The organism is Mesorhizobium sp. WSM4848 (genome assembly GCF_055811375.1).
The window spans coordinates 122,357-148,589 of the sequence record NZ_JBVVPX010000004.1; the positions used below are offsets into that span (position 1 = coordinate 122,357).

Below are 26,233 nucleotides of genomic sequence, written 5' to 3' on the forward strand. Positions count from 1 at the left end.
TCGATGAGCTGCTGCGCGCCGGGAACCGAGGCGGCCCTGATGATTGGGCCCGGGCTGCGCGAGATCGTCCCGCAAGAGGTGGTCTTTGCGAGCCGCGATCTCGGCGATGGTACAATCCAGACGGACTTTTCCGTCCCGCAGGTGCATTGCGCAGGCTGCATCGGCGCGATCGAAGGCTTGCTCAGCCAAGTCGAGGGCATCGTTTCCGCGCGGGTGAACCTGACCGCAAGACGTGTCGTGGTGAAGTGGCGGCGGGACGGCGCCGTGCCGCCGATGATCGAAACGCTTCGAAAAGCCGGTTACGAAGCAACACTCGCCGAGCCTGGGAACGGAGACGGCGATCCGGAGATGGGCCGCTTGCTGCGCGCCACCGCCGTTGCCGGCTTCGCCGCCATGAATATCATGCTTCTTTCCGTCTCGGTCTGGTCGGGAGCGGACGCCGGCACGAGGCACGCATTCCACCTGATCTCCACGGCCCTCGCGTTGCCGACGCTGGCCTATTCGGGCCGGATTTTCTTCGCTTCCGCGTGGAGCGCCCTGCGCGGCGGCCGGACGAACATGGATGTGCCGATCAGCGTCGGTGTGCTGCTCGCATTCGGCCTCAGCGCATACGATACGGTGACGGGCGGAGCCCATGCTTACTTCGATGCGGTGACATCCTTGCTGTTCTTCCTGCTGGCTGGACGCGCTGTGGACCAGGCGATGCGCGGACGCGCTCGCCAAGCGGTCAGGTCGCTGGCGCGGATGATGCCGCGAGGCGCCACGGTGCTCACGCCTGATGGCGAACGCGAATATCGCGACGTCTCCGCTATCCGCAGCGGCGAGACCGTCCTTGTCCTCGCCGGAGAGCGCGTGCCGGCCGATGGCACCGTAATTTCCGGAAACGCCTCGCTCGACCTGTCGGTTGTGACGGGCGAGTCCGCCCCGGAGTCGGTCCGACCAGGGGCCAGCGTGCTGTCGGGATCGCTCAACTTCGACGGGCCGCTGACGTTGCGTGTCGACCGACCTCAGAAAGAGTCCTTCCTTGCTGACATGATGAGGTTGATGGAGGCTGCCGAAGGCGGCCGCGCGCGTTACCGGCGCATCGCCGACCGGGCCGCCTCGCTTTATTCGCCGGTGGTCCATCTGCTTGCCTTCGCCACCTTTGCAGGGTGGATGAGCGCCACTGGAGACCTGCACGGATCACTGACGGTGGCGATCGCCGTCCTCATCATCACCTGCCCATGCGCGTTGGGCCTGGCCGTGCCGATGGTCCAGGCCGTCGCTGCGCGGCGTCTCTTCGCTCTCGGTGTGACCATCAAGGACGGCGCGGCTTTGGAACGGTTGGCCGAAGTCGATCACGTCGCACTGGATAAGACGGGTACGCTCACCTCAGGTCTGACAAAAGTGGCGTCTTGCACCGTGCCGGACGACGAGATCGAAGCGGCCTCCGCGCTTGCTCGGTTCTCTCGGCATCCTGCCTCGCGAGCGGTGGCCGCGCTGCGTCCGGCCGGGCAGGCTACCGTCGAGCATCTTCGGGAGGAGCCCGGAAACGGCATCGAAGGCACGGTCGGCGGCCGCGTTTACAGGCTCGGCCGCAGATCCTGGGTCGACGCCCGCTCCACTGCCGGTTCCGCCTCGGCCGAAGCCTGGTTGTCGGCTGACGGCCGCGTCCTCGGCGCGTTCCGGATTTCCGACAGCCTCCGTCTCGGAGCCGCCGCCGCTACAAAGCGCCTGCGCAGTCTCGGTCTCGGCGTCGAGATCCTGTCCGGAGACGTGGAAACGGAGGTAAGGAAGGTGGGAGGCATGCTCGGCGTAGCAGCAGCCACTGCCGGGATGCTTCCTCGCGACAAAGTCGCGCGGTTGGAAGTCCTGCGCGCGGAGGGACGCAAGGTACTGATGGTCGGTGACGGCCTCAACGACGCGCCCGCATTGGGAACGGCTCACGTGTCGATGGCGCCCTCCTCAGCTGCCGACGTCGGGCGCAACGCGGCCGATCTCGTGTTCCTGGGCTCCAGCCTGGACAGCGTTCCGAAAGCGATCACCATTGCCCGCAAAGCCAAGCAGCTCATCACCCAGAACATTGGGCTCTCCATCCTTTACAATGCGCTCGCCCTCCCGCTCGCGGTCACAGGCCACGTTACGCCGCTGGTCGCGGCTGTGGCGATGTCCACATCATCCATCCTGGTGGTTGCCAATGCGCTTCGTCTTTCGGGTCCGAGCCGGGATCCGCAAGGAATACAAGGTGGCGTGACGACCACCCATCTCGCGGAGGCTGCATGAGCCTGCTCGCCTGGCTGGTCCCCGTAGCACTCGGCATGGGCCTGGTTGGGCTTCTCGCCTTCCTCTGGTCGATGAAAAGCGGCCAGCTCGAGGACTTGGACGGAGCAGCGGAGCGGGTGCTTCTCAACGAGGCGGCCGACAACCCGTTGCCGGATCTGGAACAGCCATCGCCAAACAGGCGTTGATCTCTAAGGGAAGCGACAATGGGCGAAACTGCCGACAGGAAATTTGACTGGATTGCCGGGCTGGCGACCGTGTCCGGCGTTGCGGTGATGGTTCCAAGCCTTGTCGCGCTTGCAGTCGCCCTGATCGCGGTGATAGCCGCTTTGTTCTAGGCAGGGAACGACCGGCTACAGCCCGGCATCACGGCCGCACGGCCGGCGTCTCGACCAGAAGGCCGCGGGCCCGTCTGCCACTCCAGTCGGAAGAGCGGATAGCCGGTCGGATGCGCCTGCCGCCGAGCCGTTTGCCCCAATTGTCGTCGTGGCAGGAGGCGCGGGAGAGCTCGAGTTGTCCGATGCGGCTCTGGAACAGACGGCCGCCGACCTCTTTCTCAGAGGCTGCGGTTATAAGGAGGAGCGGCGGTGAGGCTGGTTCTCATCTTTGCCGGATTGCTGGCTCTCTATCTCGTCCTCGACAGGTCAGCGTGGTCGCTCCGGAGTTTTCGGGGCGAATGGGGGCTCATTGTCGGGGCGCTAACGATCGTTGCGGCCTTCATTGTTGAGTACATAGTGGCGCGGAAGGTGCCGCGCGAGGCGGCGCTGGCGCTAGGCCTCGGTGCGCCGCGAAGCGGAGCAACTTGGTTCACAGTGATCGGCAGCGTCGTCTTGATCGCACTGATCCCAATCTATTGGGCGATCGCGGGGCTACCGCTCTCGCTGCGCGATGGCTGGTGGCGGCTCGCGTTCGGCATCTTTGCACAGGGCGGGATCGCCGAAGAGACAGTGTTTCGGGGGTTCCTCTTCCGACACCTGCGTGAGGGGCGGACCTTCTGGAGGGCGGCTGAATCGCGGCGGTGCCGTTCGTTCTCGTCCATCTCGCGATGTTCTGGACGATGGAACCGATCCTCGCGGCAGTGTCACTGGGGGTGGCGTTGTCGCTGACCTTCCCGTTGGCCGCGATCTTCGAGCGGACGGAGAATTCGATCTGGCCGGGTGCGTTTCTGCATGCCGTGATCCAGGGGACGATCAAGCTTGTGGTAGTGCCGGACGAAAGTTCTACCCAGCTCGCACTGGTCTGGCTGGTTGTGACCGCGGTGGCGCCATGGGCGGTGTTCCTCTTGCCGAAATCGCAGGCGGAATCGTTACCGAGAGGCAACTCTGGCCCGGCGCATGGCGGGTAGCCGCATCTGCATTCTGCAGCATCGCCGGCCGCTTCATCCAGTCGAGTGACCTCGAAGGCAGAGATAGGGACGGAACCGACCGGCATGTAGCCGGTTGAATCGGCATGAAGGCTCGTCTTCCGACAACCAGCAATGCAAGGCTACATCATGAGCATTCTGCAGAGTACCAAGAAAGCCGTCGAGCAGGTTACCGGTTTCGCAGCACCGGGCAGGCAAGAAGCAACCGATCTTGTCAGGCAGCGAAAAGCAAATGAGTTTTGGTTCAAGGATGATGGCCTGGTACCCAATCATCCGTTTTGGCCGCTTGTCGTCTATCGCGGCGCCGTGAGGCTGCCAGAAAAATTTGATCCCGCAGCCGTCTTGGAGGAGCTTTTCGAGGTCAATGGATGGGGGGACAACTGGCGGAATGGCATCTACGACTACGTTCACTACCATTCGCGAATACATGAGGTGCTCGGGGTTGCAGCCGGGACGGCCAAAGTCCGGTTTGGAGGCAAAAAGGGCCGAACCCTGTCCCTGAAGGCCGGCGACGTCGCGGTTCTTCCGGCTGGCACCGGGCACCAATGCCTTTCGGCATCCGACGATTTTCTAGTGGTCGGCGCCTATCCTCCGTTTGGGACCTATGACGAATGCACGACTGCCCAGGAGCATGATCGCGCGCTCGCGACGATCCAGAAGGTAGGTCGTCCACGCAAGGATCCCGTCTATGGGAGCAAAGGCCCGCTTCTGCAAAATTGGAGGAAGACCGGAAGTAGGCGCAGATCGATCGAAGACGAACAGCACAGAACGCACGAGCTAGGGGTGTACAACTCAGGCTAACGGCCTATCTCGACGCTCGCGAGCCACCGAGTGACCTCTCGAAGCGTCTCGCGCTCCTGGTCGCATTGTTTGGAAAACCCATTGATCAGACGGGCACCTGGTGCATGTTCGGCGATTACGGCCAGGCTGTTGCCGAGCCCATAGCCGCCATGCGTGATGAACGGCACCCGCGTCTTGCCCGACAGGTCGTGCTGCGACAGGAACGAGCGTATGACGGAAGGCGCGGTCATTCCCCAGATCGGAAAGCCGAGAAACACAGTCTCATACGAGTTCAGATCCGGCATCGTCGCCTGCAGCGGCGGCTCGTAACCCCGCTGCCGTTCGTCCTCTGCCTGCGCGACCTGTGCCTCGTAGTCTTCCGGATAGCCGGCCGCCGGTACGATCTGAAATAGGGTTGCGTCGAGCGCGCGGGCAACCTGGGTGGCGATCAGGCGCGTGTTGCCGGTCCGGGTAAAGTAGGCCACCAGGACCGTGGCGCTGCGACCGGACGCAGCGTTGCAGGGCCTGCCGGCGCGAGATGAAGGTAGTCAATGTCACCGAGGTCTCCTGTCACGGCTAGCCATGACGATCAGCCTTTCGGAGCGCTTCTACGCCCGAATAGACCAGCACGGCGTCAGGAAGGCGTGCGCCTCTGATCTCGATCGCGGCCACCGCCAGGCCTTGCGCCATAAGCAGACGAATGATGGAGCCCGGCACCCCTGCAATGGGCGCCGGCCCTCACCACACTCGAACTCCGAAAATCTCGAAACACGTTGCGGCCGAGCGCTACAAGAGCCATAATCAGTCCCCCCGAACGGAATGACGCGACGGCATCGTTTGCCGCGGAGGCGGGCTGTTCGCGGCCCGGGAAGGGCAAATCACAGGGGAATTCGCCATGCACAATGTCTCTCGTCGAAATGCCATTAGCCTCGTTTTGGCGGTCGCAGCCGCCCTGTTTGCGACCTCGATGCCCTCTTTTGCCACGGAAGCAGTCCCGCTCGCGATCAAGGGTTATGACCCGGTCGCCTATTTCACCATCGGAAGCCCCACGCGCGGGTTGCCGGAGATCGAGTACGAATGGGACGAGCACCGCTACCTCTTCGCGAGCGCCGAGAATCGCGAGCTTTTCAAGGCCGATCCTGTTCGCTACGCGCCAGAGTTCGGAAATTATTGTGCAATGGCGCTGGCCCTGGGCGAACTCGACGAGGCCAACCCGGAGAACTGGCTGATCAGCGACGGCAAGCTTTATATTTTCGGCAAGCCAGCCCCGATGGGACCCGCGCTCTTCCAGCAGGACCTTGCTGCGAACATCGCGAAGGCCAACCAGAACCGCGCGCTACTTCAAGGACATTAGCGGTTCATTCTCTCGGCCGGTGGCGGGTCGCCTGTGACGGGGTAGAGGCGGGCCTTGCGGAATCCGTCGCGCAGATGTTCGAGATCGCTAGAGTTTAGAAGCTTGTTTCCGAACTCCTTCGGGTCGAAGGTTGGGTCGATACGGCGTATCATCGTCACGACACGCGCCGCGTCATCCGCTCGGTTGTCTTGTGCATAGGCGGCCGCCAGTAGGACACGGCTGAAGTTCGCTCCTGCAGTTGTTCGAAGATTGAGTTCCGCCTGTTCGATCGCCGCGTCATACCGTCGTCCCAGATAGTAGGCCAGGCTCAGCGCAAAGCGATCGATCGCATTGAGATCGGGGTCGATGCGCTGCGCCTGCTCCAAGGCTTCGATCGCCTCATCCGTGTGCCCCAGCCACAACAGGATGGTGCCGCGCCCGGCGAGGCCGTGGGCATCGTTCGGATTGATCGCAATGGCACGCTCGATCTCTGCCTCTGCCTGGTTGTATCTCTGATGAAAGAGGTGGATGTGGCCGAGAGTGATGCGCGCGCGCACGTCGGAATCATCAAGTCTCAGCGCCTTGGTTGCCAGTTCCTCGGCACGGCTCAGGAACGCGGCTGGCGATTCCGCCCAGCCCATCGAGCTCGCTAAATGATAGGTTTCGGCAAGTGCCGCATAGGCAGCAGCGTAGTTGGGGTCAAGCTCGATGGCGCGTTTGAGCAGGGCGCGCGCCTCTACATTGTTTGCATGCGTCGGGCGCTGCAATGCCGGCCTGGCGCGCAGCACGTAATCATAGGCTGCGAGATTTTCGGTTGGCTTTGTGAACACGCGATTTTGTTCGATCTGCGTCACGCGAATCGCCAGGACTCTGACAATGTCAGTGACAATGTTGTCCTGCAGCGCAAACACGTCCGCCAGCGCCTCCTCGAAGCGTCCAGACCAAAGCACCCGTCCCTGCCTCGTGTCGACGAGTTGCGTGACGACTAGCACCCGATCGCCGGTCTGGCGGACGCTGCCTTCGACCAGATAGCTGACGGCGAGTCCGCGGCCGATCTCCTCCGGGCTTGCTGGCTTTACTTTGTAGGGGAGGACAGCGTTCCACGACATCACGGTCAGCGCGGAGAACCGACCCAGTGCATTGATGATATCCTGCGTCAATCCATCCGCGAAATACTCACGAGCCGAATCGTCGCTTTGGTTCAGGAACGGGAGAATGGCGATCGCGGGTTTCGTGCCGACTTCAGCACTTTCTATGGGTTGATCGCCAGAGCGCAGAATGGTGAGAAATTTCCACTCAGAGCCAAGACTGGTCCACACCGCGCCTCCAGCAAGCAAAATCATCAGTGCCAGAGCAGCGTACAATCCCCGGCGCCAGCCGGCGGGCGCCGGAGCGGCCGTGGCGTCGAGCCGTACGCGAAAGGCCCGCACCGGCCGAGCGATATTCTTGAGCTTCTGTTCGCCGATATCCTCAAAGGCAATGTCGAGCTTGCCTTGCGTGTCTTCTTGTACTCGGCCGGAGACACAGATGCCGCCAGGCTCAGCGAGCCCTTCCAAGCGAGCCGCAACGTTGACGCCGTCCCCGAAAATGTCGTCACGCTCGATGATGATGTCGCCGACATTGATGCCGACGCGGAACTCGATACGTTGTCCTGTCGGCGTCGCGACATTGCGTTCCGCCATGCCGCGCTGGATCTCGACGGCGCAGCGCACGGCCTCGACCACACTCGCGAACTCGACCAGCATCCCATCGCCGGTGGTCTTGACAATCCGCCCGCGGTGTTCGTTGATCTTTCGGTCGACCAGAGCACGCCGATGCACCTTCAGCTGGGCGAGCGTGCCTTCCTCGTCGTTGCCCATCAGCCGGCTGTAGCCGGCGATGTCGGCCGCTAGAATGGCCGTAAGTCGCCGCTCTACATGCTCGGTTGACAATCCGACTCTCCCAGCGCGGAGTAGCCCACCACATCGGCAGCAAGAATGGCAGCAAGCTTGCGATCCACGACGGCGTTCTTTAAGACCACTTATGCCCGAGGAATGCACCGTAGCAGAAGTCGGACGCATTGTATCGCCGCAAGGCCCTTTGCTGTGCATGCACCGGGAGGTCTGGAATGGGTCTTTGCAGTGTGAAAACGCGACAGCGCAACGAACCGGTAGAATGATAGGCGATCAGAGACATGACGTCCTTTGGTGCCGTCAACGTGATCGATCTTGGGAAAATCATCCCACACATCCGATCTCGCGGAGTTTTCACACAGCCACGGTCAAAACCGGACGTCGCGCTACACGATTTTGGAATGTACATCCCGATTGGCGCACCCGGCGAGATTCGAACTCACGATCGCTGCCTTCGGAGGGCAGTTCTCGCCCTCGATGTCGAGCGCGGGCTCGTGCGAGTGCAGTGTCATGCTCCACCCGCAGGTTGCTCAAGCTATCCCCTCCTGGACTTCACTCGACCTATAGGCTTGGCCGGATAACGCGGCCGAGGCCCGGATCAAGGTCGATGACTTCAACCCCCTGTCGGCCCATTCTTTGCAGATCTGCGACGGCATAGACCACGCGACCACCCAACTTTCGATAGGCAGGTTCGGTGCCGTACGTGCGATGCTTTTCAAGTGTTCTGGGGGAAAGGCCGCCTTGGCGCGGTGTTTCGACGAAACAGCCGTGTGCACGGCGTGTGCACATCGCTCTCTAACTGTTTGTTTTTTCGCGCGCCTCATATCATGCGAGGTCATGGTTCTTCAGCGGCAGCGTGCGGATGCGTTTTCCGGTGGCGGCGAAGATCGCATTGAGGACGGCCGGCGCGGCGACTGCGATGGTCGGCTCGCCGACCCCGCCCCAGAAGCCGCCGGACGGCAGGATGATCGTCTCCACCTCAGGCATTTCGGCCATCCGCAGGACCTCGTAGCTGTCGAAGTTTTCCTGCTCCATGCGGCCGCCATTGACGGTGCATTCGCCGTAGATGCAGGCGGAAAGGCCATAGACGAAAGAGCCCTCGACCTGCCGCTCCACCTGTGCCGGGTTGACGACATGACCCGGATCGGTGGCCGCCACGATGCGATGCATCCTGAGCTGCCCATCGGTGACCGAAACCTCCGCTGCCGCCGCCACATAGCTGCCAAAACCCATGATCTGCGCCAGGCCGCGGTGAACGCCGGCCGCGGGCGGGGTGTCCCAGCCGATCCGTTCGGCGACCGCCTCCAGCACGGCGAGATGTTTTGGATGCTTGGCCATCAGCTTGCGGCGGAAGGCGAGCGGGTCGACGCCGGCCGCATGGGCGAGTTCGTCCATGAAACACTCGACGTAGAGCGCGTTCTGGTTGAGGTTGACGCCACGCCAAAAACCTGGCGGGATCGGCGGGTTGCGCATGGCATGGTCGACAAGCAGATTGTCCACCGTATAGCCCAGCGTGCCTTCCGTGCCGCTGAGAACGAGCCCCTGGAAGACCACCGGGTCCATGCCGTTCTGCATGCCCTGCGGCCGCACTGCGGCAAGGATCGACTGGCCGGATATGCGCATGTGCAGAGCGGTCAGGTTGCCGTCCGCGTCGAGCGCGCCCGTCAGCCGGCATCGGGTGGTCGGGTGATAGGCGCCGTGCAGCATATCCTCCTCGCGCGACCACATCAGCTTTACCGGCGTCCCCGGCACCTGCCTGGCAATGCTGACCGCCTGGCGCACATAGTCCTGGAAGTTGCCGCGCCGGCCGAAGCCACCGCCGAGATGGATCTTGTGTACCTCGCATTGCTGCACCGGCAGGCCGGCGGCCTCGGCCGCTGCAGCCAAGCTCGCCTCGCCATTCTGGGTCGGTACCCATACCTCGCAGCGCTCAGGCGTGTAGAGCGCCGTCGCGTTCATCGGCTCCATGGTCGCGTGGTTCTGGTAGGGGAAGGCATAGGTCGCCGTGACCGTCCGGCCGGCGGCGGACAGGACAGCACCGGCGTCACCTTGCCTGGCGCCAATGAAAGCGTCATTTGCGGCGAGCCCTTCTTCGAGCATCGCCGCGATCGAGGCGCTGGTGACCTGCCTGTTGGGGCCTTCGTCCCAGACGATCGGCAAGGCATCGAGAGCGGTCTTCGCCCGCCACCACGTGTCGGCGACCACCGCAACGGCGGTCTCGTCGACCTGAACAACGGTGCGCACGCCCGGCATGCCCGCGACCGCCGCCGCGTCGAAACTCGCCACCTTGCCGCCAAAATACGGGCAGGCCCGGATCGCCGCGTTGAGCATGTTCGGCAGCTTGAGATCGGCGCCGTAGACCTGGCTGCCGTTGAGCTTGTCGGCCGTGTCGAGCCGCGGCAGCGGCTTGCCGGCTATGGTCCAGTCCTTCGGGTCCTTGAGCGTGACATTGGCGGGCGGCGTCATTTTCGCGGCAGCGGCAGCCAGCTGTCCATAAAAGGTGGCGCGATCCGATGCTGCATGCGTGACCATGCCCATCCTTGCCGTGCATTCGCTGGCCGGCACGCCCCATTCGGCGGCCGCGGCGGCAATCAGCATCTCGCGCGCAACGACGCCGCCAATGCGCACATACTCGTGCGACTCGCGGATGCCGCGGCTGCCGCCGGTCGAGAAATTGCCCCACACGCGGTCGCGCGCCAGGTTCTGGGCCGGCGACGGGTATTCGGTGGTGACCTTGGACCAGTCGCAGTTCAGCTCCTCGGCGACGAGTTGCGCCAGGCCGGTCAGCGTCCCCTGCCCCATCTCGGAGCGGGCGATGCGGATGACCACCGTATCGTCGGGCCTGATCACCACCCAGGCATTGATCTCCGGCGCCGCCTCGCTGCCCTCGGCGAGTGCCGGCTTGATGAACGGCACGTTGAATCCGAGGGACAAGCCGCCGGCCGTGGCGGCCACGCCGATGATGAAGCTGCGGCGGGAGAGGGAAATTGTGGCGTTCATGACTGTTCTCCTCAACCGCGTTGCGTGGCTTCGCCGGCTTTGGCGGCGAGCTTGATCGCAGCGCGCACCCGGTTGTAGGTGCCGCAGCGGCAGATGTTGGTGATCTCGGCGTTGATGTCCTCGTCCGCGGGGTTCGGGTTCTGCATGAGCAGACCCGCCGCAGCCATGATCATGCCGGCCTGGCAGTAGCCGCATTGCGGCACGTCGAGCGCCAGCCAGGCCTGCTGGACCGGATGCGAGCTGTCCGGCGAAAGCCCCTCGATGGTGGTGATTTGCTGGTCGGGCTCGACAGCGCTCACCGGAAGCGCGCAGGAGCGCGTGGCGACGCCGTCTATATGGATGGTGCAGGCGCCGCAGGCGGCAACGCCGCAACCGTATTTCGTTCCGGTAAGCCCGATCTGCTCGCGGATCACCCACAGCAGCGGCGTGTCCGGATCGACCTCGATGTCACGTGGCGTGCCGTTGATGATCAATCTGGCCATTGTGCAATCCTTTCGATCAAAGGCTGGCGAGGACTGCCGTCCGGATGCCGCCCGGCATGGCCTGGCGGCAAAGACCGGAAGTCCGGGCTAGCGACGAGGCCAAGTTAGGCGGAAGCTGTCGCAGAACCTTGTCCCGAACACCGGCAGTTCATCGCAAGCTGTCGCAGGCGCAGCGCTCTGATACACTTCGTTACACTTCTCACGTTTTGTTGATGCCCTGCGCGATTGCCGCGATGGTGCGGAAGGTGATCATCCGTGTAGACGCAAACTAGATATCGTTGATACTGGCCGACTATTCAGCGGCGGCTTGGAGCATTGCATGGAAGTGGCGCAGCACATCGCGGTCGTCGACGACCACAGGGACATCCGCGACCTCGTCGGGAAATACCTCACCCAGCAGGGTTATCGCGTCAGCGTCGCCGACAGCACGGCCGCGCTCAAGCGGCTGCTCGACCGCAGCCTGCCCGATCTTATCGTCCTCGACGTCATGATGCCAGGCGAGGACGGCATTGCCGCCTGCCGGCACGTGCGCGGCACGGTCGACGTTCCGATCATCTTCCTTACCGCCATGGCCGAGGAGGTCGACCGGATCGTCGGCCTCGAGATCGGGGCCGACGACTACCTGACCAAGCCGTTCAATCCGCGGGAATTGCTGGCGCGGATCAAGGCCGTGCTCAGGCGCGTCCACAGCCTGCCGCCGCAGCGCGGTCGGCTCAAATCGAATGCGCTGCGCTTCGACCGCTGGACGCTGAATGTCGGCCGCCGCGAGCTGGTCGGGCCCGACGGCGTGGCGGTCGCGCTCAGCACGGCCGAATTCCGCCTTCTCACCGCCTTTATCGAGCATGTCGGGATCGTGCTCAGCCGGGATCAGTTGCTCGACCTCACCGTCGGGCGCTCGGCCGACGGTTTCGACCGGGCCGTCGACAACCAGGTGAGCCGGCTGCGCAAGAAGATCGAGGCGGACCCGAAGAATCCGATGCTGATCAAGACGCACTGGGGCGGCGGCTACTGCTTCACCGCCGAGGTGGCCCAGGCATGATGCTGTTGTGGAGACGCAGCCTGGCGGCCCGCTTCCTCATGCTGGTGCTGCTTGCGCTCGGCCTGTCGCAGGCGATCACCTTCCTGATCTCGTGGGACGAGCGCGGACAAGCCCTGCAGGCGGCGGCCAAGGGCGAGTTCGTCAGCCGCACGTCGTCGCTTGCCATTTTGCTGGACACGACGCCGCCCTCGCTTCGACCCGACATCCTCAACGTCAGCGGCACGGCCTATACGCGCTTCTGGACCTCGCACGACGGGCCGAGCAATCCCCTCGCCTGGCAACAGGAGGCGCTGACGCAACTCGCCAAGCCGCTGCCCGGCATTGCCGCCAAATATGCCGCCTACATGAACGGGCAGGCCTCGAACGCGGTCGCTGCCGCCGACCCTTCGGTGCCGCCGCGCATGCTGGACCTGTCGGGCAGTGGCAGCCCGTTCACCCGACCTGCCAAGTTCCTTTATCTGGACGGCGCCCCAAACGGCATGGGACTTTCCGTCCGCCTCGACGACAGCACCTGGCTGAACGCCGCCTACGCCAAGGTGATGCCCAGCGCCTTCTGGACGACGCAATCGGCGATATCGCTGGCGCTCACCGCACTCATCCTGTCCGCCATAGCGATTTTCGGGGCGCAGGCAATCGCGCGTCCGCTGCGACGGCTCGCCAATGCCGCCGAACTGTTCGGCCGCGGCGAGGCCGTGCCGCGGCTGCCGGAATCCGGGCCGGACGACATCCGCCAGACCGCCGAGGCGTTCAACCGCATGCAGGAGCGCCTGCAGCGCTTCGTCGAGGACCGCACGCGCATGCTGGCGGCGATCAGCCACGACCTGCGCACGCCGCTGACCTCGCTTCGGCTGCGCGCCGAGTTCGTCCAGGATCACGATCTGCAGGAAAAGATGCTGAAGACCATCGAGGAAATCCAGACGATGACGGAAGCAGCGCTCGCCTTCGCGCGCGAGGACGCCGCGGTGGAGGAGACGCGAACCGTCGATCTTTCGGCGCTGGTCGGCAGCCTCTGCGACGATCTTGCGGATCTTGGCCAAAACATCACCGTCAGCGACGGGCCAAAGGTGCTGTACCGCTGCCGGCCGGACTCGCTGCGCCGGGCTATCCGCAACCTCGTCGAAAATGCCATTCGCTACGGCGAGCAGGCCAAGGTAAGCCTGGTCAGGCGTAGCGACAGCCTGGACATTGTGATCGAGGACGCCGGGCCCGGCATTCCGCCAGGCGACATGGAACAGGTGTTCGCGCCCTTCTTCCGCCTGGAGCAGTCACGCAACCGGGAGACCGGCGGCGTCGGGCTCGGCCTGTCAATTGCCCGCGCCATCGCCCGCCACCATGGCGGCGACATCGTGCTGGAAAACCGGAGCAACGGCCTTCGCGCGGTCATCAGGCTGCCGCTCATCGACATGGCCAAGCAGCTTGCCCCGGCGCCTGTGCCTGAGACGAGCCCTCCGACCGGACTGCGATCATTGCCGGCCTGAGAGAAGCCACCCAACCCATCCCGCGATCGCGCCAGGCGCTCACATTTCCGTTAGGTAACCTCGTCAGAACGGTCGTCCTCGGCGGCGATCCGCTTCTCGACCATGGCCCGCAAGCGTCGTTAATACGGTCCTGCCAGCCCGGTCCGTCACCCTGGAAATAATCCAGGACAGCTCGATCAATCCTGATTGAAACAAGCTCTCTGACATTTGGAGCAGCTGCGGTTTCGCGAACCGGTGCGCTCGGCTTCCTGGCAGGTTTGAAGGCGGCTTCGGCGGCAGCCATTGGATTTGTCGGTCGGCGCGGAGGATTTGCCATTGATGGTCCTGACTCGAGATAACGAAAGGATGAGACATGCAACGCAAACCGCATCTGAATGCCTCGGTCCACTGCCTGGAACAGTGAATCGAATGTCGGGGCGAGAGGCAATGGTCTCGCCTCCCCGGGAGCAGGAAATGCACGCCATTGCACTATTTTCCGGCGTGTTGGTGGCTACGCCCTCGATGGCGGCGGTGCAACTGGTCTTCTGCGCTGCCAAATTTCACATCAGACCTAGCACCGCTCCGGCGACAACCACATAACGCGAAACTTTCGCCAGGGCGACGATTGCGACAAAGCTCCATAGCGGCTCGCGCAAAACCCCGGCGACCACAGTCAAGGGATCGCCGATGATCGGCATCCAGCTTAGCAGGAGCGACCATTTTCCATAACGGCGATACCAGATCGTGGCGCGGTTGAGCCTCGCGGGGCGCAGCGGAAACCAGGGCCTGTCCCGGAAGCGTTCGAGCCCTCGGCCAAGACCCCAGTTCACCGCCGAACCAAGGATGTTGCCCAGACTGGCGACAACAACCAGCATTGTGGGCGAGAAGGAACCGCTGGCGAGGAGCCCGGCAAGGGCGGCCTCCGACTGCGCCGGAAGGATGGTCGCCGCGGCGAAGGCAATAGCAAACAGGCCGCCGTAGATGGCAAGGATATCCATCTACGTTTCGCCTTGCGGAGCGGGCTTCAGGGTTGCACATCGATTACGACCATCAGTCCGCCACCGCCCTTCCCTTCGACATTGTTGTGGTCGTATGGCGATGGATCAGCCATTTTCCGGGCCGACGTGCCTGCCAGACGACATCGTAGCGTTGCCCTGGTCGGCTGCGGCAGGGATAGGCTCATTTGAGCGGCTCGATTTTCAATCGGCGCGAGGTCCGGTCGCGCCGCGCCATAGCATCCGCCCAGAGCGCCGCAGCGCCGCAGAGACGGGTTCCGACGGGTCGCTCGGGTGGTTCACGGTCAAACACTGGTTGAGCCATATACCCTCGATCAGACTTGCGGCCGCGCTCGCCAGATCCAGAACGGTCATCCCCTCCCCCACCGCCAAGTCAAAATGATCGAGGGCGTCGGCGAAGACGTCCTTGAGTTGAGCTACCCATTGGCGGTATTCTGCAAGACCCGTTCGGGATATCTCCTCGCTCCATAGCCCATATGGCACGGTGCTCAGCCATAGCGCCCACAAGAAAGCATAGTTTACGGTTGGCTCCGCGCCGTGCTGCGGACCGCGGTCCGACTGGCCGGAAAAAAACGCGTCAACCCATTCGTCAGGAGTGTCGAAGTCATCCGGCGATGGATACTCGATTTGCTCGATCCAGGCGATCGCACTGAGCGCCAACGCCATCGTCTCCGTCTGATAGGCGGCCTGACTGCCAAACAGATTGGTAACAGCGCCGCGCGTCTTGCCATCGTGCGCGGCGGCCGCACTGGCATCAAGTCGCGCAAATGGGCCGATCGCTATCGCGCGATCGTCCAGCTTTGCGGAATCGTCCTGGATTTGCTTCAGAACGACGAGTTCACCGATTTCGACGTATCGTTTACGCGCATCTGCCTTTGACAGGGGTGAGCGTCCGTTGATCACTTCCACGGTTTCCATTCTTGCCTCTTTGATACGTGCGTACGGTACGTTTCCTTAACTTGACAGGCGGAACTTTGGCAAGCATAGTGTAGATACATACCGTACGTATTAATCACGAAGGCGCTGAATCTCGGCAATGGCCGTGGGCGGCAGCAAGCAATGCACCCCTTTAAGGAGGTCGACATGTCTTTCTTCAACGATTTTGCGAATGCTCTGGAAAGTTATCCTGCCGGCAGCGTGACCGTCACCATCACCGACCTTGCACACCATACTGGCACGTGCGCCGGCAGCTCCGCCGGTGGCTGATCTCGCCGAAACGTTCCGCTCGGCCACGCGGATCAAGAAGTGGTCGGCGACGATCGTCGCGAACGCGGTTTCGACCTACGCGCTCGACACGGTCGCCACTGCTGCGGGGGTGTTGCTCGTAGCGTCCGGCCAGCTTTCCGGCATAGGCATCCACGCTGCCGCCATCGTGCTGGGCGCCTCATACGTACTTTGGGCGTGCGGGCTTTCGTCCAGCCTGGCTGCGAACTGGCGGCTGCTGGAAACGACGGGAACCAGCAGCAGTATTCTATCCAAATTGGCCTATGATCTCACAGGGCGCAGAACCATGCGCGTCGGCATTCGCCGGTTTCTGAGCGCAGCAGGATACGTCGTCTTCGAACTTGCCAAAGAAACGCCCTACTACATCGGCGCTTTCGGTCTAGCCCTCGCCAGCGACGCTGTCTCCGGAGAAGAGGCACTGGTTTTCCTAGCCGGCGCCAATGCCGGTGCGGCGGCTTATGAATACGGACTCGGCTGGTCGACCCGCGTGCTTCTTCAAAAGGCAGTACCCTACACGTCGTTCGAAAATGCATGGTCCCCAGCGGAATACCTCGCCGACTATTACAGCGCCGTCGAAGTCGATGAGCAACAAACGATCGCCTTTTTTTCTGAGGCCGCGCAACGGATACCAGCAGGTGAATCGGTGCTCGTTTTCGGTGTCGGTCCGACGCTTCACCACGTCTTCCCGATTACGACACGGGTCTCCGAAATTCATCTCGGGGACTATCTTCGATGCAATCTCGACGAAATCTCCCGCTGGGTCGAACAAGACGAAGGTGCGCACGACTGGAAGCCTTTCGCCAGCTACACTCTTCAATGCGAGGGCATCGCGGACCCCACCTGGGAAGATATTCTTGATCGTGAACGCCTTACGCGCGCCAGGATCACGACCCTGCTGGAGGTCGATATTCGTAACGATAGGCCGCTGGCGGATGCGCAACGGCTCTATACGACCGTTCTGAGCGCCTACTGCGCAGATTCGGCCACGGCCGATCTCGAAGAGTGGCAACTCTACATGAGGCGGATCATTGAATTGGTGCGGCCTGGCGGGACGCTTCTTGTTGCCGCTCTCGGCAAGACGCACAGCTACCTCGTGGGCGGCAGGGCGTTCCCAAGCCCCATGCTCGACGCGGCCGACTTGGAAAGGATGCTACGGAACTGTTTTCCGGAAGGGGCATTGACGATCAGAACTGTGCATGTGCCGGAATGCGCTCAACACGGCTATTCAAGCATCATTCTCGCGGCCGGCCATCGTCGAAGACCAACGCCGACAAATGATGCCGCTTGCTCGTCGACCGGCGGGCAAGTCCGCTCTGGACGAAAGTCTCCGCAATTACCGGAGAGGGCGGCGGGTGGAGACTGTCACTGTTAAGCGAGCTGTAGTCGTCCTTTTTAGGTCGCGAAGGTCATTACAATATCCGTCTATCTGCTTCGTATTCTCGGCTTGATCTCCCTTGGCGTTGTTTAGCGGGAAACTAACGCTATGCCCTCTTCCGGCTGCGGGAAGATCAAGAGTTGCCCTCCAGCCATGGCCGATCCGTCGTTTCCAAGAAAGTCACGGAGAATGGTTCCCATGGGCGTTCTCTGCTGCGAGGACGAAATGCGCGTCATTGCATTTGTTGCCGGCGTGTTGCTGGCTACGCCCTTGACGGCGGCGGAGCAACTGATCTTCTACACTGCTCATTTTCCTGATACGACGTCGGTCCAGCTTAGCGTCGTGAACGATACTGTCTTTCATGAGAAAGAGTATGACTTTGAGGTGGCTATCGATCTGGTCGAGACCGACGCGAAAGGTGCGATCAAATATGTGGATCGCGGAAGCCACCATGCAAGGATACGGTGCGCGGCACAGGCCTATGTCAGCATTGGCACGCGCAACTACCCGGTAGGTGCTGCCCTGCGCGACCCGCAACGCAGGGATTGGAAGCAAGATCTCTGGACAGCGTTCTGCGCTGTACCTTCGTCGTGAAACCTTCGATGAATCAGCGCCAGCCAGGGGCGCGGTTCCGTTCAGGCCCGCCGTCAACTTGGTGACTCGGGTTGCCGGACGGATGCTGCCGTGCCCGAAGGTTTCTCGCCGCGCCATTGCCGATTTCCGGATATCCGGACGGCGCCTGCATCGGTCGAGGCAAGATACTTTTCACGAGGAAGATAGGCCAGGTCTATCGGGAATCGGCGGCCGCTCAACGCAACCGCGTTCTTCCATATCCAGGGCCCTGTCAGGGTGCCTTTTTGCGTCTGCGTCAACAGCGCCGAAGAGACGACGAGCGAAGCGCCGAACTCCTTGGTCAGCGATTCCAGTCGCTCCGCGACGTTGACAGCGTCGCCGATGACAGTGAATTCGTCATGGTAACCGCTCTCGAGCACCCCGCCGATGATGGTCCCGTAGTGAAGGCCTATGCCTACCTGAAAGACCGACCCATCGGGGTCGCTAAGCGGCTTCCATTCGTTCAAGAGCGCAATCAGTTCCACCGCGCAGGCCAGAGCTCGCTCGGCGTCGTCCTCTGCAGCGGTCGGCTGGCCAAACACCGCCATGACGCCATCGCCGATGAACTTGTCGACCGATCCGCCAAACGCAAGTATTGTACCTGCGACCCGCGGCGGGACGCCGCTTCAAATCAAGGGCGTTACCCGCCTCCTGCAGGTGCGCGACCACGAGAGGAGAGAAAAAACGCGCCAGATTATGCCGCCACCGATCTATCTTCAGTGCCCTTCTGCGGGTTTGGCTGTGATCCACCGCCAGAAGGCAGGTCGAGATCGCGGCAAACCCGAAGCTCAATGCCAGACCGAGATCAAGGTCGAAGAACGCGTCGAGGAACGTCCCAGGCTTGCCAATCTCGTGACGGAAAGCCATCAACCCAAGCATTGTCACCCAGGCCGTCAGGACTATCGCCGAGAAGATGATGATTAGGCGACCGCTCAGGTTCATCCCGATATGGCTCAGAAGGATAAACGGGATAACCAGGCCTGCAGTGGTCAAGCCATGATCGTTGGTGATCGGGTACCGAGTATGTGCTCGTACAACACACAAGCTACGAAGATCGCATCCAGCACTGCGAAGCAGGTGAGCGGCCGCGTCAAGCGGGAAGCCAGAAACATCCCCGTCAAGAACGTGACGACGATTAAGTAGATTGCCGCTATGGCTGCGTAGATTATCGAGTCGCGGCCAGCGCTACCGATAATGGTGATTGCGACTGCTGCAAATACAGCCACCATTCGAAGGGATATGAAGCGAATACGCAGGTCGCGGCGAAGCTTTCTGGCGATCTCGTTCAAATTAATGAACAGCTGCCTGACGTTGGCGGTGTGAATGTAAGGCAGCACGTTCATTCTCGAGCAGTCTGTGGAATGCTGGCAAGCAAGCCGCGGGCCGTTGCACACAGCCCGCGGCGGATGGCATGCATTTACTTGATCGCTATCACAGTCATGCGCCCGTTGACGCGGTCGGCTGCAAACTCGATTGCTTGACCCGCTTTGACCTTCTCGATCATGCCGTCCTCCGCGACGACGAACACCATCGTCATCGCGGGCATGTCGAGATTCGTCAGCGGCTCATGTTTGATCGTCAGCTTTTTCTGCTTGGCGTCGACCTTGACGACTTCGCCTTTCACGTATTCCTGCGCCAGCGCGTTCCCGCCGATGGCGAGCGCGAGCGCGAGTGCCGAGAATGCTCTTATCAATATCTTCATGACTGCTTCCTTTGCAATTTTGGGGGTTAGTGGGCGACGGTGATGTCGCCCTTCATGCCGGAATCGTAGTGACCCGGGATCAGGCAGGCGAAGCCGAATTCGCCGGCGTTGGCGAACGTCCAGATGATCTCGCCTCTGGCGCCGGGCGCCAGGCGGATCGAGTTGGGATCGGCGTGCTCCATCTCGGGGAATTTCTCCATCAGCGCCTTGTGCTCCATGATCCCTTCACGGACATCCATGACGAATTCGTGGTCGACCTGGCCTTTGTTGACGAACTTCAGGCGAACGGTCTCGCCCTTCTTCACCTTGAGCACGGCCGGTTGGAACAACATTTTCCCGTCGTCATTCTCCGACATCGAGATGTTGACGGTCCGCTTTGCCTTGCCAGCCTCGCCAAGGCTGCCGATCGCCATTGTGGCGGCCTTGTCGCCATGGCCTCCGGCGTGGGTTCCACCGGCAAGAGCTGTTCCCGAACTGACCGCCATCAAAACGGCCGCTGCGATAATATGTTTCATGCTGCACTTTCTCTCATTGTTGAGGTTGCGGGGTTTCGGTTTCTCATCCCTGTTTGCCGTGACCGCCGCGCGCCGCCGGGGCCATCGTTTTTGCGTCGCCTGATTTCGTCGGAGCGGGGACATCCCCCTTCCATTCGTAAGCCACGGTTCCCTCCGGATGCTGGTACCAGCCCGGATCGGCGTAATCGTTCGAGGCGAGGCCCTCGCGAACCTTCACGACTGAGAACATGCCGCCCATCTCGATGGCGCCGAATTGGCCCCAGCCGGTCATCATCGGGATCGTGTTGTCGGGAAGCGGCATCTCCATCTCGCCCATGTCGGCCATGCCGCGGTCACCCATGGCCATGTATTCGGGCTGGACCCGGCGGATCTTGTCGGTGACCTTCGAGTTGTCGACGCCGATGTATGTGGGCACGTCGTGGCCCATGGCGTTCATTGTGTGGTGCGACTTATGGCAATGGATTGCCCAGTCGCCCTCATATTTGGCTTCGAACTCATATGCCCGCATGGCGCCGACGGGGATGTCGATCGACACCTCCGGCCACCGGGCCTCCGGCCGGACCCAGCCGCCATCAGTACAGGTCACCTCGAAGTCGTAGCCATGCATGTGGATCGGATGATTGGTCATGGTCAGGTTGCCCACGCGGACCCTGACCCGATCGTTTTTCGCCACTGGAAGATGGCTGATCCCCGGAAAGATGCGGCTGTTCCAGGCCCAGAGATTGAAGTCCGTCATTTCCACGATGCGTGGGACGTACGACCCCGGTTCGATGTCGAAAGCGTTCAGCAGGAACACGAAATCGCGATCCACGCGCATGAATTTCGGGTCTTTGGGATGAATGACGAAGAAACCCATCATGCCCATGGCCATCTGGACCATTTCGTCGGCGTGCGGGTGGTACATGAAGGTCCCGCTCTTCACGAGGTCGAACTCGTAGACGAAGGTCTTGCTCGGCGGGATTCCGGGCTGAGTAAGACCGGTCACGCCATCCATGCCGTTTGGCAGGATCATGCCGTGCCAGTGGATGGTGGTGTGCTCGGGAAGCTTGTTGGTCACGAAGATGCGCACGCGGTCGCCTTCGACCGCCTCGATCGTCGGACCGGGAGATTGACCGTTGTAGCCCCACAAATACGCAGTAGATCCGGGCGCCAGCTCCCGCTCGACCGGCTCGGCGACAAGGTGAAATTCCTTCACGCCGTTATTCATGCGATGCGGAAGGGTCCAGCCGTTGAGCGTCACGACCGGCTGGTAGTCAGGTCCGCTCGTCGGGAAGATCGGCGGCTGCATTTCCGGGGACTCCATAACGGCTGCGTCCGGCAGGCCCATCGCCGAGGTTTTGGTCCATGCAGTGGCGCCGGCGAGCAGGGCTCCCGCGCCTAGCAACTGACGTCTTGAAAGCATTTCTCGTCTCCTTGAGTTCAGTGGCCTTCAGCGCCCGCTTCGGCTGCGGCCGGTGCGTCGCCGCCTTCGGGCGAGCTCCCGCCGCCGCCGTGGATGGCGGTCCCGAGATTGACGTCAGCCAGCCAGAAATTGCGCTTGGCGTTGAGGGAAAGCATGATCGAGCTGATTTTCGCGCGGGTGTCCGCGAGTAGCTCGAACGTGTTGGTGATCATGCCGTTGTAGGTGAGGACCGACTCCGCCTCGATCTTTGTGCGTAGCGGCACGACACTGCCCCGATAGTGCCGAGCGATGTCGTAGGTCGAACGGTAGGAGTCATAGGCGGACCGCGCCTCGGATCGGACGTTGACCGCCTTTTCCGCCATCCGATTGGCAGCTTGCATATAGGCAAGCTCGGCCTTTCGCATGCGTGCCTTGCCGGTATCGAAAATCGGGATGACAAACTCGAGTTCCAGGATGGGTGCAGTACTCGTCTCGGTTCCGCCTTCCTCCGACTCCTCGCGCTCCACTTCCACGCCGGTAAGAAGTTCGAGGTCGGTGACGTAGCGCGTCGCCTCGGTCAGACCATAGGATTTCGCCAGCGCCTCCAGCTCAAGCTTCGCGATCTCAAGGTCGACGCGATTTCTTAGCGCCTCCACCTCGATCGCGCGCTTGGCCTTGGCGCCTTTAGGCAACCCTGGAAGCGCGTTCGGGACAGAATAATCGACGTCGGGTCCCCAAAGGCCCATCAGGCGGGTGAGATCCTCCTTGGCGGTCCGAGCAGCGAGACGCGCCTCCGCCGCCTGGCCGACGACTTCCGCATAGAAGACGTGTTCGCGGGCCTGGCCGGTCTTTGTGAAAGCGCCGGTCTCGCCAAGTTTCTGAGCGAGTTCCGAAGCAACGTCGGCGGCGGCCTGCGCCTGATTCAAGTAGGAAACGCTTTCCCAGGCCGATACAGCATTGATCCAGGCCCGCCGCGTATCGGCGGCCAGCCGGAGCGTTTCTTCGGCGGCCCGAAGCTGCGCCTGACGGAACCGCGCATCCGCGACTACGACGCGGCGTTCACGGGTCGCCAGCGCAAGGATGTTGCTGACCACCGCCCCTTCGATCGTTTTCACTGGATCGACACCAATCATGCCCACCGAGATCGTAGGATTGACGAGCATCCCTTCTTGCCAGACATCGGCCGCCGACAGGCCGATGTCGGCGTAGGCGGCCTGCAGGCCCTTGTTGTTGAGCAGGGCGACCTGCACCGCGACGTCTGGACCGATCGTCTTCTTCTGAACGAGCCTTTTCACGCGCTCTGAGACCCCCCTCGCCTCCTCGCTGGACTGCACCCACACCGTTTTCTTGCCGGTTACGGATTCGGCGCGCGCCGCGACTGTCGTGAAGCCGGCCATGGGGTCGGAAATACCCTCAAGGGCCCCGTTGGTCGCGCATCCGGCAGCGATCAGCGGCATGGCTAGGACCGTAGCCATGGTCAGGAACCGGCGCTTCATGATCCGGCTCCCGGCTTCGAAGGGGAGCGCTCCTCATTGAGACGCCGCCAATTCTGCGGATCGACAGGCTCCCGGTGGTGATAGTCGACGATGACCGGGTGGTAGTGCGTATCGCGGATGCCCATCACGGGATCGGCCGGACTGAAGGCCGGAAGGATGTCCGGCGGCGTGGTTGCCGCGCATCCGGCAACGAACAGCGATGCGAGCATCGCGAGATTTGCGATTTTCATTGTGGACCTGAAGCTTGACGTATGCGTTTGGCCGCGCCGGAACGGATTCCGAACGCTGCGCGCGAACGCCCCAGAGAGGCGCGTCAGCTCAGGGGTCTGGGAGGTCTTATATGGGCGGTGTACTCGCCGCCTGCCGAGACTTCGGTAACAACGGCCGCAAAGCAGCGGGAGACAACGCGCTCCAGGTCGGGACAATCGACCGGCACGGCATTGGCCGGCGCGCAATGGACTTCGCAGCTTTTCTCGCTGGAATTCTTGGTACCGTGATCGTGCTCTGACATGTCCGAGTCGTCGACAGCGGCGCCGTGGTCGTGACCCCCCATTTCGTGGGAGTGGTCTTCGGCAGGGAGATTCATCCCCGCGTCGCTGTGAAAACCCGTAGCGTTCGCAGTGGCGAACAGACCAGGCTGAAGAGCCGACATGACCAGGAACACGACCGCCAGCACCGCCCGGAGCGGTGCCAGTCCAGCAGTCGAGATTCGGCCAAGATTCCTCATCCTCCCCTTCGGACAATTGTTCGGCTGATTTGTCAAGGCACCCTGCGCCCATTTTGCTGCAGTGCAACCAAAAGTGAACGCAACGGCATGTTACTGTCGCTGCATGGTCGGTTACATCAGATTCAGCACCGTTCCGGCGACAGCCAGATAGCGCGCAACCTTCGCGACGGCGACGATCGCGACGAAGCTCCACAGAGGCTCGCGCAACACCCCCGCGACCACGGTCAGCGGATCGCCGATGACCGGTACCCAACTGAACAAGAGAGACCATCTTCCATAGCATCGATACCAACCCGTGGCGCGGTCGAGCGCCGTGGGACGCAGCGGAAACCAGGTCTTGTCCCGAAAGCGTTCGATCGCTCGACCAAGACCTCAGTTCACCGCAGAACCCAGGACGTTGCCTAGGCTAGCGACAACAACCAGCATCGCGGGCGAGGAGGAACCAATGGCGAGGAGCCCTGCAAGGGCAGCCTCCGACTGCGCCGGAAGGATTGTCGCCGCAGCGAAGGCAACGGCAAACAGGCCGCCGTAGATGGCCAAGATATCCATCTACGTTTCGCCTTGAGGAGCGGGCTTCAGGGTTGCACATCGATCACGACCATCAGTCCGCCACCGCCCTTCTCTTCAACATTGTTGTTGGTCGTATGATGCCCGATATGGCAGTGGATCAGCCATTTTCCGGGCCGACGTGCCTGCCAGACGACATCGTAGCGTTGCCCTGGTCCAACGTTGACCGTATCGGCAAGGAATCGTGCCGACTCCGGGATAGTCTCGCCATCGCGGGCGACAACTTCGAATGGACCGCCGTGGATGTGCATCGGGTGGATAAACCCATTATTGGTGCCGATGAAGCGCACTTTCAGAGTTTCGCCGACCTTCATCCTGATCGTGTCCGTTGACGGATAGGCGCGGCCGTTGATGGTGAAATAATTCGGCTGCCCGCCATCCATCGGCATCGACGGAAAAGTCAGGCCCTCCCGCATCAGCCATTCCTGAAGCTGAATAACATAGTCGTGGTCTGCGGCAATCTCGTCCTGGGGATTGGCGGGATCGATGATGAGTGCGCCGTAGAGACCGAGCGCTTGCTGGCGATCGACATGGTCATGCGAGTGATAGAAGTAGGTCCCCGATTGGCCCGCCGTGAATTCATATCGGTAGCTGCCGCCGGGCGGGATCGGCTCCTGCGTGATCTCGGCCGGGCCATCCATTTCGTTCGGCAGGATCAACCCGTGCCAGTGCAGGGTCGTGCTCTCCGGCAGCCGATTCGTCACATTGATGCGCACCCGGTCGCCTTGCCGGATATGCAGCCGCGGGCCGGGAACCTGACCGTTGATCGCATAGGCGTCGACTTTCACGTCCGGCAGGATCGCCCAGCGGATGACCGAGGTTTCCAGGTCGAACACCTTTACCCCGTTCTGCATCCTAGCTTCCAGTTCCCGGTCGCCGCGAACTTCCAGGCCATGGCTGGCCGTGATCAGGCGAGGATGCACGGCGGCCTTGTCCAGCATCGCTGCAGCCGGCGTGTCGCGGTCCATGATCATGCCGGGCGGCATGATGGCGCCGCCGACGTCTCGCGCGCTGAGGGTGAGGTTCACCCAATTGGCCGGAGCGATCATGCCGAACGCCAGCGCGAGTACGGACACGCCGCCGAAGGCCGTGAGTTGCGGCACGGTTGCATCCGATTCCATCCCGTGACCGCCATGCGAACCATGCGACCCGCCTCCGCCCATCGACATGGGAGAGCCATGGCCGGATCCATGACGGCCAGCCCCAGGATTGCCGCCCGGGCCGCCATGTCCGGGGTTGGCGTGTTCGTCGAGGCGTGTATGAGCGTGGTGCCTCGCGATTCCGGCTTCCGCGCCGCCATGTGCGTGCTCGCGCTTGCCTTCCCTTGCCTTGTCGAACTCCGGTTCGCGTTCGGTCATAAGCCCGTGCTTCAGGCCACGGGCCACCATCCATACGTTGGCGGGATATGCGGTGATGAAGCCAACGATCACGCCGAACGACATCACGCCCCAGAACAGGAGCTCGGTCGGTTCCATGGCCCGCATGTCGCTGCCCATCATCAGGAAGCTCATGATCGGCGCCATGCCCGCCATCATGAAATTCATGCTGATGAATTCCGGCATGAAGCTCTTGCGGACATTCTCCCAGTAGGTGCCGCCCATCATCGATTTCATGAACAGCGACTGGAAGATGAACAGGCCAAATGCGAAACCGGCAACGTACTCGACAATGAGATCGATCCACATCGGCAGCCCGAGAGCGGCGGTGATTGCCGCAGCGAGGATGATGCCGGTGGCGTCTCCGGCGACGCAGTGGATCGTCGAGCCGACGCCTTGCTTCCAGAGCGGTTTGGTGAACGCCTCATGTTCGCCTGGCCGAGGCTCCTTGTCGGCCAGCACGTAGATCAACAGCCCCAGCGGCCCCATATAGAGCGTGACCAGGATGAAACCCCATTTCATCACCACGGGTTCGGGGTTGTTGCGGAACTGATCCCACGCGACGTAAGCCGTGCTGAGGCCCGCAAGAACGAACCAGACTGCAAGGAAGTAGTCGACGGGCTGTACGAACATTGCA

The 26,233-nt window shown here is 62.1% G+C and carries 27 protein-coding genes, 1 tRNA gene and 3 pseudogenes; 13 read left to right on the forward strand and 18 right to left on the reverse strand.

The genetic code is table 11. The annotated features are described in order from the left end of the window. The first annotated feature begins 3 nt into the window (after positions 1 to 3). From AC0L16_RS06050 to AC0L16_RS06060, 3 genes are read left to right on the forward strand one after another with little or no spacing between them, the layout of a single operon-like run. Positions 4 to 2,262 (forward strand): heavy metal translocating P-type ATPase, encoded by a 2,259-nt coding sequence (locus AC0L16_RS06050; protein ID WP_473619605.1) that lies wholly within the window; start codon positions 4 to 6, stop codon positions 2,260 to 2,262. After that, on the forward strand, positions 2,259 to 2,447 hold the full coding sequence (gene ccoS, locus AC0L16_RS06055; protein ID WP_473619607.1) for a cbb3-type cytochrome oxidase assembly protein CcoS: 189 nt from the start codon (positions 2,259 to 2,261) through the stop codon (positions 2,445 to 2,447). The genes AC0L16_RS06050 and ccoS overlap by 4 nt, the downstream gene beginning before the upstream one ends. An 18-nt stretch (positions 2,448 to 2,465) precedes the next feature. After that, on the forward strand, positions 2,466 to 2,597 hold the full coding sequence (locus AC0L16_RS06060) for a hypothetical protein (protein ID WP_023798499.1): 132 nt from the start codon (positions 2,466 to 2,468) through the stop codon (positions 2,595 to 2,597). 74 nt (positions 2,598 to 2,671) lie between these two features. Here AC0L16_RS06060 and AC0L16_RS06065 read toward each other — a convergent pair. Further along, positions 2,672 to 2,805: pseudogene (locus AC0L16_RS06065) on the reverse strand (sulfur oxidation c-type cytochrome SoxA); the annotation flags it as partial. 472 nt (positions 2,806 to 3,277) lie between these two features. Here AC0L16_RS06065 and AC0L16_RS06070 point away from each other — a divergent pair. Both AC0L16_RS06070 and AC0L16_RS06075 read left to right on the forward strand, forming a co-directional pair. Continuing rightward, positions 3,278 to 3,604: a hypothetical protein gene (locus AC0L16_RS06070; protein WP_473619608.1), complete on the forward strand. Its 327-nt coding sequence runs from the start codon at positions 3,278 to 3,280 to the stop codon at positions 3,602 to 3,604. A 147-nt stretch (positions 3,605 to 3,751) separates the two neighbouring features. After that, positions 3,752 to 4,423 carry a cupin domain-containing protein gene (locus AC0L16_RS06075; protein ID WP_473619610.1) on the forward strand — a complete coding sequence of 224 codons (672 nt, stop codon included), beginning with the start codon at positions 3,752 to 3,754 and terminating at the stop codon, positions 4,421 to 4,423. Here the strand turns inward: AC0L16_RS06075 and AC0L16_RS06080 are convergent. Then, complete coding sequence (locus AC0L16_RS06080; RefSeq protein ID WP_473619611.1) at positions 4,420 to 4,887, reverse strand: flavodoxin; 468 nt, start codon at positions 4,885 to 4,887, stop codon at positions 4,420 to 4,422. The two genes, AC0L16_RS06075 and AC0L16_RS06080, sit on opposite strands and share 4 nt — an antisense overlap. A gap of 410 nt (positions 4,888 to 5,297) precedes the next feature. On the opposite strand from AC0L16_RS06080, the gene AC0L16_RS06085 reads away from it, so the two are divergent. After that, positions 5,298 to 5,756, forward strand: coding sequence for a YHS domain-containing (seleno)protein (locus AC0L16_RS06085; protein WP_473619612.1), 459 nt, complete (start codon positions 5,298 to 5,300; stop codon positions 5,754 to 5,756). On the opposite strand, the gene AC0L16_RS06090 is transcribed toward AC0L16_RS06085, so the two are convergent. From AC0L16_RS06090 to AC0L16_RS06105, 4 genes are all read right to left on the reverse strand, one after another. Further along, complete coding sequence (locus AC0L16_RS06090; RefSeq protein WP_473619749.1) at positions 5,753 to 7,666, reverse strand: tetratricopeptide repeat protein; 1,914 nt, start codon at positions 7,664 to 7,666, stop codon at positions 5,753 to 5,755. The two genes, AC0L16_RS06085 and AC0L16_RS06090, sit on opposite strands and share 4 nt — an antisense overlap. A gap of 376 nt (positions 7,667 to 8,042) precedes the next feature. Further along, positions 8,043 to 8,115: transfer RNA gene (locus AC0L16_RS06095), tRNA-Arg, on the reverse strand. Between the two features lie 337 nt (positions 8,116 to 8,452). Further along, positions 8,453 to 10,627, reverse strand: a complete 2,175-nt coding sequence (locus AC0L16_RS06100; protein ID WP_473619613.1) for a xanthine dehydrogenase family protein molybdopterin-binding subunit — start codon at positions 10,625 to 10,627, stop codon at positions 8,453 to 8,455. 11 nt (positions 10,628 to 10,638) lie between these two features. After that, complete coding sequence (locus AC0L16_RS06105; protein ID WP_254026014.1) at positions 10,639 to 11,109, reverse strand: (2Fe-2S)-binding protein; 471 nt, start codon at positions 11,107 to 11,109, stop codon at positions 10,639 to 10,641. A gap of 319 nt (positions 11,110 to 11,428) precedes the next feature. Here AC0L16_RS06105 and AC0L16_RS06110 point away from each other — a divergent pair, with 319 nt between their 5' ends. Both AC0L16_RS06110 and AC0L16_RS06115 read left to right on the forward strand, forming a co-directional pair. Further along, positions 11,429 to 12,148, forward strand: coding sequence for a response regulator (locus AC0L16_RS06110; RefSeq protein ID WP_473619614.1), 720 nt, complete (start codon positions 11,429 to 11,431; stop codon positions 12,146 to 12,148). After that, positions 12,145 to 13,626 carry an ATP-binding protein gene (locus AC0L16_RS06115; protein ID WP_473619615.1) on the forward strand — a complete coding sequence of 494 codons (1,482 nt, stop codon included), beginning with the start codon at positions 12,145 to 12,147 and terminating at the stop codon, positions 13,624 to 13,626. The genes AC0L16_RS06110 and AC0L16_RS06115 overlap by 4 nt, the downstream gene beginning before the upstream one ends. 112 nt (positions 13,627 to 13,738) lie before the next feature. On the opposite strand, the pseudogene AC0L16_RS06120 reads toward AC0L16_RS06115, so the two are convergent. From AC0L16_RS06120 to AC0L16_RS06130, 3 genes and pseudogenes are all read right to left on the reverse strand, one after another. After that, positions 13,739 to 13,942 (reverse strand): annotated as a pseudogene (locus AC0L16_RS06120) (BrnA antitoxin family protein); the annotation flags it as partial. A 223-nt stretch (positions 13,943 to 14,165) separates the two neighbouring features. Next, positions 14,166 to 14,603, reverse strand: a complete 438-nt coding sequence (locus tag AC0L16_RS06125; protein WP_473619616.1) for a YqaA family protein — start codon at positions 14,601 to 14,603, stop codon at positions 14,166 to 14,168. Positions 14,604 to 14,804: 201 nt separating this feature from the next. Next, positions 14,805 to 15,539, reverse strand: a complete 735-nt coding sequence (locus tag AC0L16_RS06130; RefSeq protein ID WP_473619617.1) for a hypothetical protein — start codon at positions 15,537 to 15,539, stop codon at positions 14,805 to 14,807. Between the two features lie 165 nt (positions 15,540 to 15,704). Here AC0L16_RS06130 and AC0L16_RS06135 point away from each other — a divergent pair, with 165 nt between their 5' ends. The 3 genes from AC0L16_RS06135 (at position 15,705) to AC0L16_RS06145 (ending at position 17,814) form a co-directional block, all read left to right on the forward strand. Further along, a complete protein-coding gene (locus AC0L16_RS06135) occupies positions 15,705 to 15,827 on the forward strand; it encodes a hypothetical protein (RefSeq protein ID WP_473619618.1) in 123 nt (40 codons plus the stop codon). Further along, the gene (gene gntF, locus AC0L16_RS06140; protein ID WP_473619619.1) at positions 15,820 to 17,217 is read left to right on the forward strand and encodes a guanitoxin biosynthesis pre-guanitoxin forming N-methyltransferase GntF; all 1,398 of its coding nucleotides are present in this window, start codon (positions 15,820 to 15,822) and stop codon (positions 17,215 to 17,217) included. The genes AC0L16_RS06135 and gntF overlap by 8 nt, the downstream gene beginning before the upstream one ends. Before the next feature lie 201 nt (positions 17,218 to 17,418). Then, positions 17,419 to 17,814, forward strand: coding sequence for a hypothetical protein (locus AC0L16_RS06145; RefSeq protein WP_473619620.1), 396 nt, complete (start codon positions 17,419 to 17,421; stop codon positions 17,812 to 17,814). A gap of 53 nt (positions 17,815 to 17,867) precedes the next feature. On the opposite strand, the gene AC0L16_RS06150 is transcribed toward AC0L16_RS06145, so the two are convergent. Continuing rightward, entirely contained in the window at positions 17,868 to 18,380 is a 513-nt protein-coding gene (locus AC0L16_RS06150; RefSeq protein ID WP_473619621.1) for an adenylate/guanylate cyclase domain-containing protein, read from the reverse strand. Between the two features lie 13 nt (positions 18,381 to 18,393). On the opposite strand from AC0L16_RS06150, the gene AC0L16_RS06155 reads away from it, so the two are divergent. After that, positions 18,394 to 18,756 (forward strand): hypothetical protein, encoded by a 363-nt coding sequence (locus AC0L16_RS06155; protein WP_473619622.1) that lies wholly within the window; start codon positions 18,394 to 18,396, stop codon positions 18,754 to 18,756. Positions 18,757 to 18,821: 65 nt separating this feature from the next. Here the strand turns inward: AC0L16_RS06155 and AC0L16_RS06160 are convergent, their stop codons facing one another. The 6 genes from AC0L16_RS06160 to AC0L16_RS06185 form a co-directional block, all read right to left on the reverse strand. Then, entirely contained in the window at positions 18,822 to 19,175 is a 354-nt protein-coding gene (locus tag AC0L16_RS06160; RefSeq protein ID WP_473619624.1) for a hypothetical protein, read from the reverse strand. Positions 19,176 to 19,249: 74 nt separating this feature from the next. After that, positions 19,250 to 19,534, reverse strand: a complete 285-nt coding sequence (locus AC0L16_RS06165; protein WP_473619625.1) for a copper-binding protein — start codon at positions 19,532 to 19,534, stop codon at positions 19,250 to 19,252. Between the two features lie 26 nt (positions 19,535 to 19,560). After that, the gene (locus AC0L16_RS06170; protein ID WP_473619627.1) at positions 19,561 to 20,049 is read right to left on the reverse strand and encodes a cupredoxin domain-containing protein; all 489 of its coding nucleotides are present in this window, start codon (positions 20,047 to 20,049) and stop codon (positions 19,561 to 19,563) included. Positions 20,050 to 20,092: 43 nt separating this feature from the next. Next, the gene (locus AC0L16_RS06175) at positions 20,093 to 21,451 is read right to left on the reverse strand and encodes a multicopper oxidase family protein (protein WP_473619628.1); all 1,359 of its coding nucleotides are present in this window, start codon (positions 21,449 to 21,451) and stop codon (positions 20,093 to 20,095) included. 17 nt (positions 21,452 to 21,468) lie between these two features. Next, positions 21,469 to 22,926 (reverse strand): TolC family protein, encoded by a 1,458-nt coding sequence (locus tag AC0L16_RS06180; protein ID WP_473619629.1) that lies wholly within the window; start codon positions 22,924 to 22,926, stop codon positions 21,469 to 21,471. Continuing rightward, positions 22,923 to 23,156, reverse strand: coding sequence for a hypothetical protein (locus tag AC0L16_RS06185; RefSeq protein ID WP_473619630.1), 234 nt, complete (start codon positions 23,154 to 23,156; stop codon positions 22,923 to 22,925). Before AC0L16_RS06185 ends, AC0L16_RS06180 begins: the two co-directional genes overlap by 4 nt. Positions 23,157 to 23,266: 110 nt before the next feature. On the opposite strand from AC0L16_RS06185, the gene AC0L16_RS06190 reads away from it, so the two are divergent. Then, positions 23,267 to 23,434 carry a hypothetical protein gene (locus AC0L16_RS06190; protein WP_473619631.1) on the forward strand — a complete coding sequence of 56 codons (168 nt, stop codon included), beginning with the start codon at positions 23,267 to 23,269 and terminating at the stop codon, positions 23,432 to 23,434. A 330-nt stretch (positions 23,435 to 23,764) separates the two neighbouring features. On the opposite strand, the pseudogene AC0L16_RS06195 reads toward AC0L16_RS06190, so the two are convergent. After that, positions 23,765 to 24,202: pseudogene (locus AC0L16_RS06195) on the reverse strand (YqaA family protein). A gap of 26 nt (positions 24,203 to 24,228) precedes the next feature. Beyond that, a complete protein-coding gene (locus tag AC0L16_RS06200; RefSeq protein ID WP_473619632.1) occupies positions 24,229 to 26,229 on the reverse strand; it encodes a multicopper oxidase domain-containing protein in 2,001 nt (666 codons plus the stop codon). Positions 26,230 to 26,233: the final 4 nt, after the last annotated feature.